This is a genomic window from Bradyrhizobium sp. Ce-3, assembly GCF_022835695.1.
In the GTDB taxonomy this organism is placed as follows: Bacteria; Pseudomonadota; Alphaproteobacteria; order Rhizobiales; family Xanthobacteraceae; genus Bradyrhizobium.
This window is the reverse complement of sequence record NZ_BQUV01000008.1, coordinates 334,774-349,835: the sequence shown is the minus strand read 5'-3', so window position 1 is coordinate 349,835 and position 15,062 is coordinate 334,774. Positions and strand designations below refer to the sequence as shown.

Annotated in this window: 17 protein-coding genes; 7 read left to right on the top strand and 10 right to left on the bottom strand. The window is 65.2% G+C overall.

Annotated elements, in window-relative coordinates:
* Positions 1 to 84: 84 nt before the first annotated feature.
* On the bottom strand, positions 85 to 1,827 hold the full coding sequence (locus tag BRSPCE3_RS27210; protein WP_244069394.1) for an ABC transporter ATP-binding protein/permease: 1,743 nt from the start codon (positions 1,825 to 1,827) through the stop codon (positions 85 to 87).
* Positions 1,828 to 2,136: 309 nt separating this feature from the next.
* On the opposite strand from BRSPCE3_RS27210, the gene BRSPCE3_RS27205 reads away from it, so the two are divergent.
* Together BRSPCE3_RS27205 and BRSPCE3_RS27200 are read left to right on the top strand one after the other, a co-directional pair.
* Positions 2,137 to 3,807 carry an L-lactate permease gene (locus BRSPCE3_RS27205; protein ID WP_244069392.1) on the top strand — a complete coding sequence of 557 codons (1,671 nt, stop codon included), beginning with the start codon at positions 2,137 to 2,139 and terminating at the stop codon, positions 3,805 to 3,807.
* Between the two features lie 144 nt (positions 3,808 to 3,951).
* Positions 3,952 to 4,368: an META domain-containing protein gene (locus tag BRSPCE3_RS27200; protein WP_244069391.1), complete on the top strand. Its 417-nt coding sequence runs from the start codon at positions 3,952 to 3,954 to the stop codon at positions 4,366 to 4,368.
* Between the two features lie 15 nt (positions 4,369 to 4,383).
* Here BRSPCE3_RS27200 and BRSPCE3_RS27195 read toward each other — a convergent pair whose 3' ends face one another.
* Positions 4,384 to 5,010, bottom strand: coding sequence for a hypothetical protein (locus BRSPCE3_RS27195; protein ID WP_244069390.1), 627 nt, complete (start codon positions 5,008 to 5,010; stop codon positions 4,384 to 4,386).
* A 232-nt stretch (positions 5,011 to 5,242) separates the two neighbouring features.
* On the opposite strand from BRSPCE3_RS27195, the gene BRSPCE3_RS27190 reads away from it, so the two are divergent.
* The 3 genes from BRSPCE3_RS27190 to BRSPCE3_RS27180 all read left to right on the top strand — a co-directional run bounded on the left by BRSPCE3_RS27190 (position 5,243) and on the right by BRSPCE3_RS27180 (position 6,848).
* Complete coding sequence (locus BRSPCE3_RS27190; protein WP_244069503.1) at positions 5,243 to 5,707, top strand: GNAT family N-acetyltransferase; 465 nt, start codon at positions 5,243 to 5,245, stop codon at positions 5,705 to 5,707.
* Between the two features lie 76 nt (positions 5,708 to 5,783).
* Positions 5,784 to 6,362 carry a bifunctional transcriptional activator/DNA repair enzyme AdaA gene (locus tag BRSPCE3_RS27185; protein ID WP_244069389.1) on the top strand — a complete coding sequence of 193 codons (579 nt, stop codon included), beginning with the start codon at positions 5,784 to 5,786 and terminating at the stop codon, positions 6,360 to 6,362.
* Between the two features lie 18 nt (positions 6,363 to 6,380).
* Complete coding sequence (locus BRSPCE3_RS27180; RefSeq protein WP_244069388.1) at positions 6,381 to 6,848, top strand: PaaI family thioesterase; 468 nt, start codon at positions 6,381 to 6,383, stop codon at positions 6,846 to 6,848.
* A 193-nt stretch (positions 6,849 to 7,041) separates the two neighbouring features.
* On the opposite strand, the gene BRSPCE3_RS27175 is transcribed toward BRSPCE3_RS27180, so the two are convergent.
* The 3 genes from BRSPCE3_RS27175 to BRSPCE3_RS27165 all read right to left on the bottom strand — a co-directional run bounded on the left by BRSPCE3_RS27175 (position 7,042) and on the right by BRSPCE3_RS27165 (position 9,726).
* Positions 7,042 to 7,506 (bottom strand): ester cyclase, encoded by a 465-nt coding sequence (locus BRSPCE3_RS27175; protein WP_173640586.1) that lies wholly within the window; start codon positions 7,504 to 7,506, stop codon positions 7,042 to 7,044.
* A gap of 436 nt (positions 7,507 to 7,942) precedes the next feature.
* Complete coding sequence (locus BRSPCE3_RS27170) at positions 7,943 to 9,142, bottom strand: hypothetical protein (protein ID WP_244069387.1); 1,200 nt, start codon at positions 9,140 to 9,142, stop codon at positions 7,943 to 7,945.
* Between the two features lie 107 nt (positions 9,143 to 9,249).
* Positions 9,250 to 9,726, bottom strand: coding sequence for a MarR family winged helix-turn-helix transcriptional regulator (locus tag BRSPCE3_RS27165; RefSeq protein ID WP_244069386.1), 477 nt, complete (start codon positions 9,724 to 9,726; stop codon positions 9,250 to 9,252).
* Positions 9,727 to 9,822: 96 nt separating this feature from the next.
* Between BRSPCE3_RS27165 and BRSPCE3_RS27160 the strand changes: the two genes are divergently transcribed.
* A complete protein-coding gene (locus BRSPCE3_RS27160; protein ID WP_244069385.1) occupies positions 9,823 to 10,191 on the top strand; it encodes an antibiotic biosynthesis monooxygenase in 369 nt (122 codons plus the stop codon).
* Positions 10,192 to 10,370: 179 nt separating this feature from the next.
* Here the strand turns inward: BRSPCE3_RS27160 and BRSPCE3_RS27155 are convergent, their stop codons facing one another.
* The 3 genes from BRSPCE3_RS27155 to BRSPCE3_RS27145 form a co-directional block, all read right to left on the bottom strand.
* Complete coding sequence (locus BRSPCE3_RS27155) at positions 10,371 to 10,661, bottom strand: hypothetical protein (protein WP_244069384.1); 291 nt, start codon at positions 10,659 to 10,661, stop codon at positions 10,371 to 10,373.
* A 95-nt stretch (positions 10,662 to 10,756) separates the two neighbouring features.
* Entirely contained in the window at positions 10,757 to 12,403 is a 1,647-nt protein-coding gene (groL, locus tag BRSPCE3_RS27150; RefSeq protein WP_244069382.1) for a chaperonin GroEL, read from the bottom strand.
* Between the two features lie 132 nt (positions 12,404 to 12,535).
* On the bottom strand, positions 12,536 to 12,832 hold the full coding sequence (locus BRSPCE3_RS27145) for a co-chaperone GroES (RefSeq protein ID WP_018269780.1): 297 nt from the start codon (positions 12,830 to 12,832) through the stop codon (positions 12,536 to 12,538).
* A 319-nt stretch (positions 12,833 to 13,151) separates the two neighbouring features.
* On the opposite strand from BRSPCE3_RS27145, the gene BRSPCE3_RS27140 reads away from it, so the two are divergent.
* Complete coding sequence (locus tag BRSPCE3_RS27140) at positions 13,152 to 13,670, top strand: hypothetical protein (RefSeq protein ID WP_076864932.1); 519 nt, start codon at positions 13,152 to 13,154, stop codon at positions 13,668 to 13,670.
* A 215-nt stretch (positions 13,671 to 13,885) separates the two neighbouring features.
* On the opposite strand, the gene BRSPCE3_RS27135 is transcribed toward BRSPCE3_RS27140, so the two are convergent.
* Together BRSPCE3_RS27135 and BRSPCE3_RS27130 are read right to left on the bottom strand one after the other, a co-directional pair.
* Positions 13,886 to 14,149 carry a hypothetical protein gene (locus BRSPCE3_RS27135; RefSeq protein WP_375709965.1) on the bottom strand — a complete coding sequence of 88 codons (264 nt, stop codon included), beginning with the start codon at positions 14,147 to 14,149 and terminating at the stop codon, positions 13,886 to 13,888.
* Positions 14,150 to 14,352: 203 nt separating this feature from the next.
* Positions 14,353 to 14,832, bottom strand: a complete 480-nt coding sequence (locus BRSPCE3_RS27130; RefSeq protein ID WP_244069380.1) for a hypothetical protein — start codon at positions 14,830 to 14,832, stop codon at positions 14,353 to 14,355.
* Between the last annotated feature and the right edge of the window lie 230 nt (positions 14,833 to 15,062).

Below are 15,062 nucleotides of genomic sequence, written 5' to 3'. Positions count from 1 at the left end.
TCTCTCCTTCCGGAGACCGAGAGGGCGGCAGAGCAATCTGCCGCCCTTTTGTTTTTGCGGGCCTCGCTGAATCCGTCGCGCGCCTTACGACGCGCCGACCTTGACCGCGTCACGCAGGGTGAAGCGGTCGCCGTCGCGGACCAGCGCGACATTGCGCTGGTGGAAGGCGTCGAGCGTCGAGCGATGGCCGATCGAAACCACGGTCGTGCCGGGCAGCCTGTCGGCGATCAGCCTGTACAGCGCCGCTTCCGACGGCTCGTCGAGCGAGGCCGTCGCCTCGTCGAGGAACAGGAATTGCGGCGCATGCAGCAGCGCGCGGGCGATGCCAAGCCGCTGCTGCTCGCCGAGCGACAGCATCCGGTTCCAGTGCGCCTGTTCCTCGAGCCGCGCCGCGAGCTGCGGCAGTCCGACGGCGGCGAGGACCTCGCGGACCCGTCCTGCATCATAGTTCGCAGCCTGGCCCGGATAGACCACCGCATCGTGCAGCGAGCCGATCGGCAGATAGGGACGTTGCGGCAGCATCATCAGGCTGGCATTGGCGGGGACCTGGACCGCGCCGCGGCCGAACGGCCAGATGCCGGCCATCGCGCGGAACAGCGTCGACTTGCCGGCGCCGGAGGGGCCGGTGACAAGGGTGCGTTCATTGTCGCGAAGGCTGAAGCCGTCAGCCGCGAGCAACGGCTTGCCGTCCGGCAGCGTGACCAGGAGATCGTCGAGATCGATCGCGTCGCCGCCCGCCGGTTTGACGTGGATGATGTCCTGCCGCTGCGCGAGCGCATCGCCGCCGCGGATCGAATTCTCGAAGCCGTCGAGACGCGCGATCACCGCTTGCCATTCGGCCAGCGTCCGGTAGGCCGAGATGAAGAACGACAGTGAATCCTGCACGCTGCTGAAGGCGGACGCGGTCTGCATCATGCCGCCGAGCTGGATCTTGTTGGCGAAATAGGCCGGCGCGATCAACACGTAAGGGAAGATCACGGCGGCCTGCGAATAGGTCGCGGTGAACGCGGTCAGCTTCTTGGTTCGCTGCATGATGTCGAGCCAGTTTCCGACCACGAAGCCGAAGCGATCGAGCAATCGGGTGCGCTCGGCCGGTTCGCCGTGCAGCAGTGCGATCTGTTCGGCGTTCTCGCGGGTCCGCACCAGGTTGAAACGGAAATCGGCTTCGAACCGTTGCTGCCGGAAGTTGAGATCGACCAGCGGCCTGCCGATCAGATGGGTCAGGACCGTTCCGAGCGTCGCGTAGATCAGCGCGCCCCATACCAGATAGCCGGGCAGCGCGATGTCCTTGCCGAACAGATGCAGCGGCGCCTGATTGGACAGACCCCACAGGATGACCACGAAGGAGGCCAGCGTCACCACCGCGCTCAGCAAGCCGATCCCGAGCGTCAGGGTCTGCTCGACGAAGCGCTGGGTGTCGTCGGCGATACGCTGGTCGGGGTTGTCGGCGGCATCGCCGAGCAACTGCATCCGATAGTGGTTGGCATCGTGCAGCCAGTCGCCGAGATAGCGCGTGGTCATCCAGCGCCGCCAGCGGATCTGCAGCCATTGATTGAGATAGAGCTGGTAGACCTTCAGGCCGATCCAGAACGCCGCGAGCACGCAGAAATAACCGATCTGATAGGTGAAGACCGCCTGATCACGCTCCTGCAGCGCGGTGTAGAAGACATTGTTCCAGCGGTTGAACAGCACGGTCAAGAAGACGCTGGCGAGCTCGATGACCACCACCGCGGCCAACAGTCCGCGGCCCGCCCATTTGTCGTCGGAGTTGAAATAGGGCGAGGCGATGCGCCACACCGTCGCGAGCGTCGAGCGAATGTTGTTCACAGATTATCGTCTCCGGGGAAGCGGCCGCAACGGCCTGAAGAATCGGGACAATCGCAGTGCACCTCGACTAAAGTCGTAGGTCTGGCATGCAAGCGTTGGCTTGTCCCGGCGATCGAGTCAACCCTAGCATGACGACAACGGCGAGGGGCGGGGGACCTTCGATTTTTCGCGAGGATGTGAGCGATCCTTACCGATCGTTCATTCGCGAGCCGGGGCTACAACTTTTCTCGACGGACTCCCGCAATCGCACCAGCGGCGCCTGCCTGCACCGGGCCGGCGCGCTGCATAAGAACATGGGGAGGACCCGAGATGAACACCTGGAATCAAATCTACAATCCGCTGGGCAATGCTGGGCTGTCGACGGTCGCCGCCGCCATTCCCGTGGTCACGCTGCTGGTCATGATCGCCAGCGGCAAGGTCAAGGCGCATATCGCGGCCATCATCGCAGTCATTCTGACCAATCTGATCGCGATCTTCGTGTTCACGATGCCGGCCAACATGTCGATCCGCGCTTCGGTGCTCGGCATCGTCTCCGGCTTCTTCCCGATCGGATGGATCGTTCTCAACGTCATCTTCCTTTACCAGCTCACGGTCGCAACCGGCCAGTTCGAGTTGCTCAAGCGGGCGGTCGGTGGCGTCACCGAGGATCGCCGGCTGCAGCTTCTCCTGATCGCGTTCTCGTTCGGCGCCTTCTTCGAGGGCGCCTCGGGCTTCGGCACGCCGGTCGCGATCACCGGTTCGGTGCTGATCGGCCTCGGCTTCTCGCCGCTCGCGGCCTCCGGCCTGTCGCTGATCGCCAACACCGCGCCGGTCGCGTTCGGTGCGCTGGGCACGCCGATCCAGGGCCTCGCCTCGGTCACCGGGCTCGATCCCTACATCCTCGGCGCCATGGTCGGGCGGCAGCTGCCGCTGTTCTCGCTGATCGTGCCGTTCTGGGTGGTGTGGGCGTTCGCGGGCTGGCGCGGCATGAAGGAAGTGTGGCCGGCGATCCTGGTCACCGGCGTGTCGTTTGCGATCCCGCAATATGTGATCTCGAACTACATCAACCCCTGGATCGTCGACATCGGGGCGTCGCTGATCTCGATGGGCGCGCTGATCCTGTTCCTGAAGGTGTGGCAGCCGCGGCAGCTCTGGCTGTCGCCGGCGCTGCGCGGCCGCGATGAATCGGCGGCGACGATGCAGGCCGCTCCGCCGATGGACAAGACGCCGCTGACGCAGCGCGAGCTGTGGAGCGCGCTGCTGCCGTGGATCATCGTCTGCGTGCTGATGCTGATCTGGGGCAACGGCGCCTTCAAGACCTGGGCGAACGCCAACTTCGTCTGGAACTATCCGGTGCCCGAGCTCGACAAGCTGATCCTCAAGGTGCCGCCGGTGGCCGCCAAGCCGACGCCGGAAGGTGCCGTGTTCGGCTTCACCTACCTGTCGTTCACCGGCACCGGCATGCTGGTTGCTGCGATCATTTCGGGCTTCCTGGCGGGCTTTTCGCCGCTGAAGATGATCTCCGAATATGGCCGCACCATCCGCCTCTGCGCGATCTCGCTGATCACGATCTCGGCGATGCTGGCGATCGGCACGCTGACCCGGCTGTCCGGTGTCGACGCCACGCTCGGCCTCGCCTTCGCCGCGACCGGCGTGCTCTATCCCTTCTTCGGCACCTTGCTCGGCTGGCTCGGGGTGGCGCTGACCGGATCGGATACCGCCTCCAACATCCTGTTCGGCAATCTGCAGAAGATCACCTCCGAGCAGCTCGGCCTGCCGCCGATCCTGATGGCGGCGGCGAACTCCTCGGGCGGCGTGATGGGCAAGATGATCGACGCGCAATCGATCGTGGTCGCCTCGACCGCAACCAACTGGTACGGCCACGAGGGCACGATCCTGCGCTACGTATTCGTGCACTCGATCGTGCTGGCGTGCCTGGTCGGTCTGTTCGTGACCCTGCAGGCCTATGTCTATCCGTTCACGGCGATGGTCCTGAAATAACGCGGCGAGGCGTCGCCGAAACCAGGATCCCCGCGGGTGCGAGCCCGCGGGGATTTTGCTTTTCAAGCGCTTTTTCTCGCGCCGCCATTCTGGCCAATCGCGGCCTCGTCCCATACAAGGGCGGTCGCAATTGCGGGGAATGGCATGATCTCGATGAAGCGAGCTTTGAACGGCGGCATGGCCGCATTGGCGCTGATTGCCGCGGCTGTCGGCACGGGGCCCGCGCGGGCCCAGGAAGAATTCCCGTTCGGTTTCGTGATGACGCTCGATGCCGCGCGCATGCCGGGCTCCAAGCGGATTCCCTCGATCGAGGTCGGCGACAATGGCGAGGTGATCCTCGAACTGTGGTGCGATGGCGGCAAGGGCCAGTTCTCGGTTGCCGGCAACACCATCGTGTTCGTTCCCGGCGCGATGGAGAACCGCAGCTGCACGCCGGAGCGGGCGCAGGCCGACAAGGATCTGCTGGCTGCGCTCGGCGACATGACGAGCTGGCGGCGGCAGGGTGATCAGGTCACGTTCATCGGAAGCAAGCCGCTGCGTTTCGTGATCAACAGCAACTAGGGAACGATCCGCAGCTCAGGGCGTCGCGACCAATCCGCTCGCCGTGGCGACGATCCAGCGGTTGCCCCAGCGCACGATGGAATCGACCCGTCCGAGGCCGGGGACAACGTCGCCGCGTGCGGCCATCTTGACGCCCTCCGGCCCTTCCAGCACGGCGGTGCCGTCACGGACCTCGACCACCGACCATCCGGGGATAGTGCTCGGCCGCGTTTCCGGCGCTGTTGCCACCGCCGGCTTCGGCCCGAGCGCCATGGCTTGCGCGTTCAGCGTCGTCGGTGCTGCGCCCAGCGCCTGCGGCCGTGGATTGGCGGCGGATTTGGGAATGCTGCCGGTGACTGATGGCTCGGCGTTGGATGCGGTCCGCCGCGGGCTCTCGCTCTTTCGGTTCGGCGGCGCCTCGGCGACGTGCGGGACCGGCGCCTCCTTCTGCGCCACCGGGACCGCGGCAGGCATTGCGAAGTCGTGCCAGTTGGCGCCCCCGGTCCATCCCAGCACGAAGGCTGCGGCGAGCGCGGTGGCCGCCAGCAGCGCGGTGCCGATGCGGTCGGCAAACGGCTCCCGCAGCAGCAGGGCGGCATCGTGGTTTTCGCCTGAGACATCCCAGAGGTCCGCCGTCTGCGCCGGCGAATGACCCTCCGTCACATCCGTTGGCCAGATGCTCCCAGGATTGATCGGCTCGCGGTCTTGCATGGCGTGACCTGTGTTCGGTGACGCAAAGGATGATCCCCGAAACTAAATCGAGCCTTAATTTTCGGTGACCGAACTGCGGCGGCACGAAGTCTTTTGGTCGCAGGCCCGTAGATTGACGGGGTGGCGGCGCCGTCGGACAGTTGCGGGCGGCGACCCCAACAGCAGGCGCCGAGCCATGTCCGAGATGCGCAAGGGTGAGATCAGCATCGGCCCCGAAGACCCCAGGCAGCCGGAGGTGCGGCGGCTGATCGCGCTGTCGGACGCCTATCTCGAGGCGCTCTATCCGCCCGACAGCAACCATCTCGTCGACGTCGCGGCGCTCGCCGCCCCCGGCACCGTGTTTCTCGTCGCGCGGCGCGACGGTGAGGCGCTCGGCTCGATCGCCTTCCGCCTCATCGCGCCCGGGCATGCCGAGATGAAGCGGATGTTCGTGCGCGCCGATGCGCGCGGGCAGGGGCTCGGCCGCCGCCTGCTCGAGGCGCTGGAAGAGGCAGCGCGCAGCCGGCAGATCGCGCGCATCAGCCTCGAGACCGGGATCCGGCAGCCGGAGGCGATCGGGCTCTACCAAGCCGCCGGCTACCGGGACTGCCCGCCGTTCGACGGCTACGCGCCCGATCCGCTCAGCCTGTTCATGACCAAGCGCCTCTGACGCCACGCGGTCGTTTCCGGACGTCGTCTCCGCAAAGCGGGTCGTCGCGGCGCATGGCCGCGGCTATAGCGGTTGCATGCTCGACTTCGCCGCACAGTATGCCGCCTTTCAACGCCGCGACCCGGCCTGGGACGGCATCGTGTTCGTCGCGGTCAGGACGACGGGCGTGTATTGCCGCCCGGTGTGCCGGGCACGCACGCCGCTCGCCCGCAATGTGCGGTTCTATGGCAGCGCCGCGTCGGCCGAACGCGCCGGCTACCGGCCCTGCCTGCGCTGCCGTCCCGAGGCAGCGCCGTTCTGCCCGGCATGGAAAGGCACCCGGACCACCGTCGAGCGCGCGCTGGCGCTGATCGAGCAAGGCGCGCTCGACTGCGGCGATGTCGAAGCGCTTGCCGATCGGCTCGGCATCGGCGCGCGGCATCTGTCGCGGCTGTTTGCCGAGCATCTCGATGCCTCACCGCTGCAGGTCGCGTTGTCGCTGCGCGTACAGCGCGCCAAGCGCCTGATCGACGAGAGCGATCTTCCGCTCTTCGTGGTGGCGCAGCGCGCCGGCTTTTCCAGCGCACGGCGGATGACCGCCGCATTCGCAAGACTTTACGGACGCTCGCCGACGTCGTTGCGACGGAGACGGTTGCCAGGCGTCACGATGCAATAACCCCGAGGGAGATCGGCAATGCCCAAGAGCTACGGCACCGTCAGTGCGGAACAGAAACGTGAGATGAGCGGGCTCGCATTCGTCCAGGGTCTCGCCTCTGGCGCGTTGCCGCTCAACACCATCGCGCGGACGCTTGGTTATGACGTCACCGAGGCCGAGCACGGCCGCGTCGTGGTCACGCTGCTGCCGACCGACGCGCATCTCAATCCGGCCGGCACCGTGCATGGCGGGCTCACCGCGACGCTGCTCGACAGCTGCATGGGGCTCGCGGTGCAGTCGACGCTCGATGCCGGCACCAGCCAGACCACGCTCGAGTTCAAGATCTCGCTGCTGCGGCCGATCACGCCGGACACCGGTCCGATCCGGGCCGAGGGCCAGGTGCTCCATTGCGGTCGCCGCATCGGCACCGCCGAAGGCAGGGTGACCGACGAAACGGGACGCCTGCTCGCCCACGGCACGACGACGTGCCTGATCTTTCCGGCTTGATGCAAAATTGCTGCGGAACAGTTGCGCCGGCACTGCATCGGGAGATGCGATGCCGGCGCAACGATTTTGGAATGCCTCCAGCGAGCCTGCGGCTTAGAGCGCTTCAATTTCACCGAGCCGATCGCTTGCGCTACCCGAGCGCATGGAACGTGCGCTCGGGTAGCCGCGATGCGATCGTCGATGAAATGCCGGTTCACCCGGCGTAGCCGCTCTGCTCGGGCAAGCGAATGAGGCCGAGCTGCAGCATCGCGGTCAGCGCATCTTCCTGTCCGAGCTCCTCGGCGATCCGTCCGTCCCGCACGCGCAACACGGTGGTGCCGGCGAACGTCATCTTGCGGCCGGAGGCCGCGGGCAGCGAGCCGAGGCGGAAGTCGCTGAACGCAGGCCCGGTGTGCGTACCGCCGCCTTCCCAGCGGCCAACGACGAGATCACCTTCCGCGACGAGATCGCCGACGCCCCAGAAATTGAGATCCGGAAACGCTTCACGAAACTCGGTGATGAATTGCGTGACCGCAGCGCGGCCCTTCTTAGGTTCGTGCATCGGGTAGTGCACGACAATGTCTGGTGTCGCGAGCTCATCGATGATGCGCGGATTCCATGGGTTTCCCCAAAAGCCCTCGAACCACCGGCCCACGACGCTCTTGTTTTCCTCTGACATCGGATCGTCTCCATTTGCGTGTTGCCGGTATCGCGACCGGCCTTGTGTCGATGCACGCATTAGGCATCTCGAGACGGGTATCGTGCCACCCGATTCCAGATCGGGCGTGGCGTCGGCATTCAGACGAGATTCCGCTTTGTCGATATGGCGCTTAGCGCCGCTTCTCGAATGTTGCCGCGCAATCGGGAAGCGGGTGGCTTGCGCAACACGAACGCGAAACCTCTTCGTGATCACAGGAGAACATCATGCGCAACTTCGATGCGATCGCCCCGAGCTGCGGGCGTTGCTCGATCGCGCTGCGACCGAGCCGCGTTCCGAATTGTTCGTCAGAAGCGATGGGATGCTGCAGGCCGGTCCGGACGCTGCTCCGGAGACGGCGTGCAACAACGTCGTGCCGCTGAGGACGAGGGTCGCTTGAATCAGCAGCGCGCCGGCATCAGCGCCACACCGACTTGTCGGCATCCCAGCGCTGGCCCTTGAACTCCTTGAGCAGCGCATCGATCGCGCCGTTGTCGTCCTTGGCCTCGCTGCCTTCCTCGTCACTGCTGGAATCGTCGGACAGATTGAGCTTGGCGCCGGCGCTGTCGTCCGACGTCGAGACGGTCGGGCTCGACACCCACAGCATCAGCCGGTCCGTGCTCCCGGGCTTGTCGGGCGAGACGAGGGCGGTGACTTCGTAGTTCTGGGTGAGGCCAAGCGCGGGGTAAATCGCGCTCGGCCGCTTCAGCACCAGCTTGAGCTTGCCGGTATTCGCATTCCAGGTCGCGGAGGCTGGCTTTGCGGCAAGCGTCTTCGCCAGCACGCCCGCGATCGCGGTTGCGACCTTGTCGCGGTTGAGCTTGTCGCCGTCGCGCCAGTCGGCGGCGGCAAACCGGATGGTGCGGTCCATCTCGACCACGCCGCTGGTCCAGCCCGCCGCGGTCACGCCGGGAGCCGATTTCGCCTTGGCGAGCAGCGCGCCGGCGTGCTCGGGATCGACCGTGAGGTTGATGGTCTGCTCGCCGGAGCGCATCGCATCGCAGGTCACGGAGAGGCTGGAGGTGCCGATCTCGACGGCCTCGCCCTTCAAGCCCTTGAGGAAATCCGACGCCGCATCGAGCTTGACCCGCACGCCGATCGATTCCGGCGAGACGTCGGTGAAGTCCTTCGGCTGCGGCGTGATGCCGTCCTCGGTGGCCTGGTTGTCCTGGAATTCCTTCTCGCTGAGATCGGAATTGTCCGATGACGCCACTTCGGTCACGGTCTGGCCGATCGTGATCTGGCCGCGGAACTCAAATCCGTCGCCGGTCTGTTTGCGGTTCAGCTTGACGGTCACCGGCTGCTTGTCGGCGACGCTCTGGGTGGTGCCGGTGAGGGTCTGGCCGTTGACGGTCAAATTGGCGACGAAGCGGTCCTTGCGGTCGGAGCTCTTGTCGGCGGGGTAGCAGACGTCGAGCACGGCCGCGGTCACGGTCTTGCCCTGGCGGGTTTCCTTCAGCACGACGTCGGCATTGCCGTCCATCAGGCCGTCGATCGCGGTGAAATAGCGCGTCTCGGGGCCGTTCGACGGGGCCTGCTTGGTTTGCAGCTTCATCTGGGCGAGGGCAGGTGCCGAGGCGACGGCAAGACCGAGCAGCAGGAGCGGGAGCGCGCGCATACGATAAGTCCTCGAAGGGGCAGAATCGGTTCCGTCGTAACTAGCAAACCTCCGTGTCATTGGCCAAAAAAGAAGGCCGCCTAACGGCGGCGCTTGCACAATCGCCGTCATGCGCGCTCGTCAGGTTCCTCGCTGCCCTCCAGCCTGCCGCGCAGCGCGCTCACGACGCGGGAGGTCGCTTCGAGGTCCTTGAGCGCAAGCCCGTCGGCGAGACCGTTCACCCAGGGCAGTTGCAGGCGCATCGCCGAGTCGAAACTTTGTCGCCCCTTCTCGGTCAGCACGACGAACTGGGCGCGGCGATGATGCGGGTTGGTCTCGAAGCTGACGAGCCCGTCCCGTTGCAGGTCGTTGACGATCCGCTGCACGTTCTGCCGGGCGGCGCCGAGGTCACGCGCCAGCCACGCGACCGGTTGCGGGCGCTCGGCGGCGACGATGGCGCCGAGAATTTGCCAGCGCGCGCTGGTCAGGCCCAGTCCCGCCACCATCCGGTCACCGGCGGTGAACAGCAGGCTGTTCAGCCTGAACAGGTCGAGAATCAGGGAGCTCAGGGCCTCGCCGGCCGGTGTTCGTTTGGCATGCGGCATTTGTCACCATAAGTTTATATTGACATCATGATGTCAAATAATTATGTATCCATCGTATCGAAGTGACATCATAGCACCAAACTAGCGGAGCCAACCATGCCGCAGATGCGCCCCCTCGACCCCGCATTCCCGATCGACCGCCAGCTCGCGGTCGATGCCGCCAACGTCGTGCTCGTCAACCTCTTCACGCTCGATGCGGTCGACGAGGACACCTTCCTGAAAGCCTGGCAGGCCGACGCCGCCATCATGAAGCGGCAGCCGGGCTTCATCTCGACCCAGCTGCACCGCGCGCTCGGCGACAGCCCGGCCTATCTGAATTATGCAGTCTGGGAATCCACCGCCGCGTTCCGCGCAGCCTTTGCGAACCCCGAGTTCAGGGCCAAGCTCGCGGCCTATCCGGCCTCCGCGGTGGCCTCGCCGCATCTGTTCCAGAAGGTGGCGGTGCCGGACATCTGCGTGGCTTGAAGCGTGCGTCATTGCGAGCGAAGCGAATCAATCCATGGCGCCGCAAGCGGAAAGTGTATTGCTTCGTCGCATCAGCGCAAAATTGCTTTGCAATTTTGTCGCGAGCTCCTCGCAATGACGGCGATGCCAAGCATCCTGTCGGGGCGGGCAAAAAAGCGAACGTTGGAGCCGGTCAACGCTCAACTGTGCACCAGCATGCTGACACCGAGCGTGGCAGCTGCAGCCAGGAAAGCTATGTCCAGAAACCGCAGCGGCGCTTTCGGACGATGACCGGTCGAACCAGCAACGGCGTAATAGAGGCCATAGGCCGCGCCGAGCACGGCAAACGTCAGCGTTTGCTTGAACCAGAACGTCAGGACGATCGCGAAATCATCGATGCTGTTCGAGACATACGCGCCCAACGCGAGCACCGCGCCGATCGCGTAGAACAGCACGAGCGTTGACGTTAGCGATTTGGCGTCGCGGGACATGCGCTGATCCTTACATCTCGATCGTCATCAAATCGCAAAAAAGAAGGCCGCCCGGAGGCGGCCTTCGATCTCGATCGCGATGTGACGACGGAGGCTCAGAAGCCGCCCATGCCGCCCATTCCACCCATGCCGCCGCCGCCCGGCATCGCCGGCGCCGCATCCTTCGGCACTTCGGCGACCATGGCTTCGGTGGTCACCAGCAGGCCGGCCACCGAGGAGGCGTCCTGCAGCGCGGTGCGCACCACCTTGGCGGGGTCGATGATGCCCTTGTCGACCATGTCGACATAGTCCTCGGTCTGGGCGTCGAAGCCGAAGGTCTCCGACTTGTTCTCGAGGATCTTGCCGACCACGATCGAGCCCTCGACACCGGCGTTCTCCGAGATCTGGCGAACCGGAGCTTCGAGCGCCTTGAGCACGATGTTGATGCCGGCCTGGACGTCGGCATTGGGGTTGGTGAGACGGCCGACCGCCTTCTTGGCGCGCAGCAGCGCCACGCCGCCGCCGGGCACGATGCCTTCCTGCACCGCGGCGCGGGTCGCGTTCAGCGCGTCCTCGACACGGTCCTTCTTCTCCTTGACCTCGACCTCGGTCGCGCCGCCGACCTTGATCACGGCAACGCCGCCGGCGAGCTTGGCAAGACGCTCCTGCAGCTTCTCACGGTCGTAGTCCGAGGTGGTCTCCTCGATCTGCGCCTTGATCTGGCCGACGCGGGCGTCGATGTCCTTCTTCTTGCCGGCGCCCTTGACGATCGTGGTGTTCTCCTTGTCGATCACGATCTTGCCGGCGCGGCCGAGCATGTTGACCGTGACGTTCTCGAGCTTCATGCCGAGATCGTCGGAGATCAGCTGGCCGCCGGTCAGGATCGCGATGTCCTCCAGCATCGCCTTGCGGCGATCGCCGAAGCCCGGCGCCTTGACGGCAGCAACCTTGAGGCCGCCGCGCAGGCGGTTGACCACCAGCGTCGCCAGCGCCTCGCCCTCGACGTCCTCGGCGAGGATCAAGAGCGGACGGCCCGACTGCACCACGGCTTCCAGCACCGGCAGCATCGACTGCAGGCCGGTCAGCTTCTTCTCGTGCAGCAGGATATAGGCATCCTCGAGCTCGGCGGTCATCTTCTCGGCGTTGGTGATGAAGTAGGGCGAGAGGTAGCCGCGGTCGAACTTCATGCCCTCGACGATGTCGACCTCGGTCTCGAGCGACTTGTTCTCCTCGACGGTGATGACGCCCTCGTTGCCGACCTTCTGCATCGCCTGCGCGATCATCTTGCCGATCGCGGCATCGCCGTTGGCCGAGATGGTGCCGACCTGGGCGACTTCCGAAGAGGACGCGACCGGCTTGGCGCGCTTCTCGATGTCCTTGATCACGGCGGCAACCGCGGTGTCGATGCCGCGCTTGAGGTCCATCGGGTTCATGCCGGCGGCGACCGACTTGGCGCCCTCGCGGACGATGGCCTGCGCCAGCACGGTCGCGGTGGTGGTGCCGTCACCGGCGGTGTCGTTGGTCTTGGAAGCGACCTCGCGCAGCATCTGCGCGCCCATGTTCTCGAACTTGTCGTCGAGCTCGATCTCCTTGGCGACGGTGACGCCGTCCTTGGTGATGCGGGGAGCGCCGAAGCTCTTCTCGATGACGACGTTGCGGCCCTTCGGGCCGAGCGTCACCTTCACGGCGTTGGCGAGCACGTCGACACCGCGCAGCATGCGGTCGCGGGCGTCTCCGGCGAATTTTACGTCCTTGGCAGCCATTGATTTGAACTCCTGGGAAAAGCGTCATCCTGAGGAGCGGGCCTTGGCCCGCGTCTCGAAGGATGAGTTGTGGATGCGCCCCTTCGAGACGGCAGCTTCGCTGCCCCCTCAGGGTGACGGGAAGAGGTGGGCTTAAGCCAGCACGCCCATGATGTCGGACTCCTTCATGATCAGGAGCTCCTGGTTGTCGAGCTTGACCTCGGTGCCCGACCACTTGCCGAACAACACGCGGTCGCCGACCTTGAGGTCGATCGGGATCAGCTTGCCGGCCTCGTCACGGCCACCGGGGCCGACGGCGACGATCTCGCCCTGCGACGGCTTCTCCTTGGCCGAGTCCGGAATGATGATGCCGCCCTTGGACTTCTCCTCGGCATCGATACGCTTGACCACGACGCGGTCATGCAGTGGGCGGAAAGTGGATTTAGCCATGACGTTCCCTCTTGGAGGCTCGGTTTCAGGTCCGGTTCATCGAGACCGGCGTTGAATGCCGGTCCGGTCGGCGCCGGGCAGGAGGCCCGGCGCATTTAGCAATCGTGGTGCGAGAGTGCTAATTGTGCGCCGGGAAATATGGCTTGGCGCAGTTTCTGTCAAGCAAACCGGGTTAAGGCCTTGGTGAGGCCAATATAGGATGGTGGACCAGAAACCAAATCGTAGCGATGACGTAATTTTGTCAGACGTCATTGCTCCGTCTTAAGTTTTACGCTTGGCTGCAGGACGGGTGCGGCCGGGACATAGTCGGGGGATGCATATGATCAGGTCACTCAACGCGCGATTGGTCGCACGGTTCGCGGCTGTTTCGGCGCTGACGACACTCTTGGGGGCTTGCGGCAGCATGAGCCTGCCGTCGCTGTCGTCGAACCCCGAGCCGGCGCCCGTCGAACCCGGGGTTGCCCCGGAAATGCCCGCGTCGATCCGTCCCGACGAAATCGTCGGCCGCTGGGGTCTCGCCTCGTTCCAGAATCCCGCCGACCGCGCCCGCACCGAGGCCGCCGCGCGCGGCCAGTGCAAGCAGCCTTACGTGATCGGTGCCGGCCAGAACGGCGGCGTCATCATGCATCTGGCCGACCAGGCCACCCCGCAGGAACTGCGGCTGAAGGGTTCCCCGAGCGGCAAGAACTATATCGGCCCGCCCGGACCTGTGCCCGGCGAGCAGGACCGCGAGATCATCTCGTTCGACGGCCGGGTGCTGATCACCCGCTTCGTCGACAAGGACGCCGCCACCCGCTACGGCAACATGGTCTACGTCCGCTGCGCCCCGAGGGCGTAACGGCAGGCCCTCCGCTTATCTTCAGCCAGAGCCACATCGGCAGTTCGGCTCTCCCCTTGTGGGAGCGGCCGGATCGCATCGCCAGATGCGATCCGGGTGAGGGGTATTTCTCCGCGAGCGACCCTCTTTCATTTCGCGAATAGAACCCCTCTGACCGAACCTCAGGCGAGGAACCTTGACGTGCGCGCTACGGTCGCGACCCGCAAAGACCTGCCTTACCGCCGCACGCCAACCCGATTGACGCCGCCATTCAAATTGCCGCCCGCGTTGTGACGAACCGCAGCTCGTGCCACCGGACGAGGCCTGAGCACGACGCCCGCCCTCGCCACGCAACCCTGCGGATAACCGACATAAGTGCAGTAAACGACGGCCTTGGCCGGTGCTGAGCTGACGGCGACACCGACGATCCCCAACAAGAGGCTCGTCGCAACGCCCGCAAGCGTCACGGACCTGGTCGAAAGAGTGTTCGTCCGACGCATGGTGATCCTCCTCATCGCACGCGAACCGAAAGGTGATGGCGCCGCTTCAGATGCGGCCCAAGGTTATCGTCAGCGGCAAGAGAGAGGTGATGTTGACGTAGATCAATGGCGGTCGGGACCCGTCGCTCAGTGAGATCGATTTGCCTCATCGAGAATGAGGGCGGCTCAACGAGCCGCCCTCTTGGAGTGCCGTTGCGTCGACGTCACTGACAAACGTAACTGTGGCCGTCGGCCATTTTCGTCATCGTACCAGGTTCGCAAGTGATCCCATTGGCTGCCTTGTAGTCCGCCCATCCGGCATAGCCGTAATACGGGCTGCCGCCATAATAGGCCCGTGCTGGATAGTAGGGCTGGCCAAAGCTCGGATCCGTCTGGGCCGCATATGCATCGGTCCAGTTGTTTGTGCCCCACCCGGCGTAGGCCGGCGCGGTAGCGGCCGCTGCGGCGACGGCTGCCGTCGCGGCGACACCTGCGCCAATCCCGTAACCGTAGGCACCGCGCCGGGCCTGGCGACGCGCAACGCCGGCGACGCTCACCGGCGTCAGCGGCCGGCCGACACGCGCCTGGGCGCTTTCGACCGACGCGGAGATGCCGCCCTGATCAGACCAGGTGATGGAGAACAGTGTCGCACAGGCGAAAGTCGAGAACGCGATTGCGGCATTTCTGACAATTCTTTGCGTCATGTTCAATCTCCAGTGTTGGGTACTCCAGTGGCTCCCCCCAATCCGTGATTCGAAAGCAAAGCGCGGGTATCAGCGCGAAAGCAGCCCGCCGCGCATCGTCACAATTTCAATAACGGTCGCGCATCGCGGCCGCGCCTGGGCGAAGCCTGCTTGCCCTCGTCGGATGCGCGCAACGCGCGGCCCGCAAATCTGTGCTGTGCTGTTTGGAAGTACAAAGCCCCGCTCGGGGC

What these genes read in the sequence shown, in the direction of transcription:
- BRSPCE3_RS27205 (WP_244069392.1), top strand. Translation starts at nt 2,137, where the DNA reads ATGAACACCTGGAATCAAATCTACAATCCGCTGGGCAATGCTGGGCTG.
- BRSPCE3_RS27200 (WP_244069391.1), top strand. Translation starts at nt 3,952, where the DNA reads ATGATCTCGATGAAGCGAGCTTTGAACGGCGGCATGGCCGCATTGGCG.
- BRSPCE3_RS27190 (WP_244069503.1), top strand. Translation starts at nt 5,243, where the DNA reads ATGCGCAAGGGTGAGATCAGCATCGGCCCCGAAGACCCCAGGCAGCCG.
- BRSPCE3_RS27185 (WP_244069389.1), top strand. Translation starts at nt 5,784, where the DNA reads ATGCTCGACTTCGCCGCACAGTATGCCGCCTTTCAACGCCGCGACCCG.
- BRSPCE3_RS27180 (WP_244069388.1), top strand. Translation starts at nt 6,381, where the DNA reads ATGCCCAAGAGCTACGGCACCGTCAGTGCGGAACAGAAACGTGAGATG.
- BRSPCE3_RS27175 (WP_173640586.1), bottom strand. Translation starts at nt 7,506, where the DNA reads ATGTCAGAGGAAAACAAGAGCGTCGTGGGCCGGTGGTTCGAGGGCTTT.
- BRSPCE3_RS27170 (WP_244069387.1), bottom strand. Translation starts at nt 9,142, where the DNA reads ATGCGCGCGCTCCCGCTCCTGCTGCTCGGTCTTGCCGTCGCCTCGGCA.
- BRSPCE3_RS27165 (WP_244069386.1), bottom strand. Translation starts at nt 9,726, where the DNA reads ATGCCGCATGCCAAACGAACACCGGCCGGCGAGGCCCTGAGCTCCCTG.
- BRSPCE3_RS27160 (WP_244069385.1), top strand. Translation starts at nt 9,823, where the DNA reads ATGCCGCAGATGCGCCCCCTCGACCCCGCATTCCCGATCGACCGCCAG.
- BRSPCE3_RS27155 (WP_244069384.1), bottom strand. Translation starts at nt 10,661, where the DNA reads ATGTCCCGCGACGCCAAATCGCTAACGTCAACGCTCGTGCTGTTCTAC.
- groL (WP_244069382.1), bottom strand. Translation starts at nt 12,403, where the DNA reads ATGGCTGCCAAGGACGTAAAATTCGCCGGAGACGCCCGCGACCGCATG.
- BRSPCE3_RS27145 (WP_018269780.1), bottom strand. Translation starts at nt 12,832, where the DNA reads ATGGCTAAATCCACTTTCCGCCCACTGCATGACCGCGTCGTGGTCAAG.
- BRSPCE3_RS27140 (WP_076864932.1), top strand. Translation starts at nt 13,152, where the DNA reads ATGATCAGGTCACTCAACGCGCGATTGGTCGCACGGTTCGCGGCTGTT.
- BRSPCE3_RS27135 (WP_375709965.1), bottom strand. Translation starts at nt 14,149, where the DNA reads ATGCGTCGGACGAACACTCTTTCGACCAGGTCCGTGACGCTTGCGGGC.
- BRSPCE3_RS27130 (WP_244069380.1), bottom strand. Translation starts at nt 14,832, where the DNA reads ATGACGCAAAGAATTGTCAGAAATGCCGCAATCGCGTTCTCGACTTTC.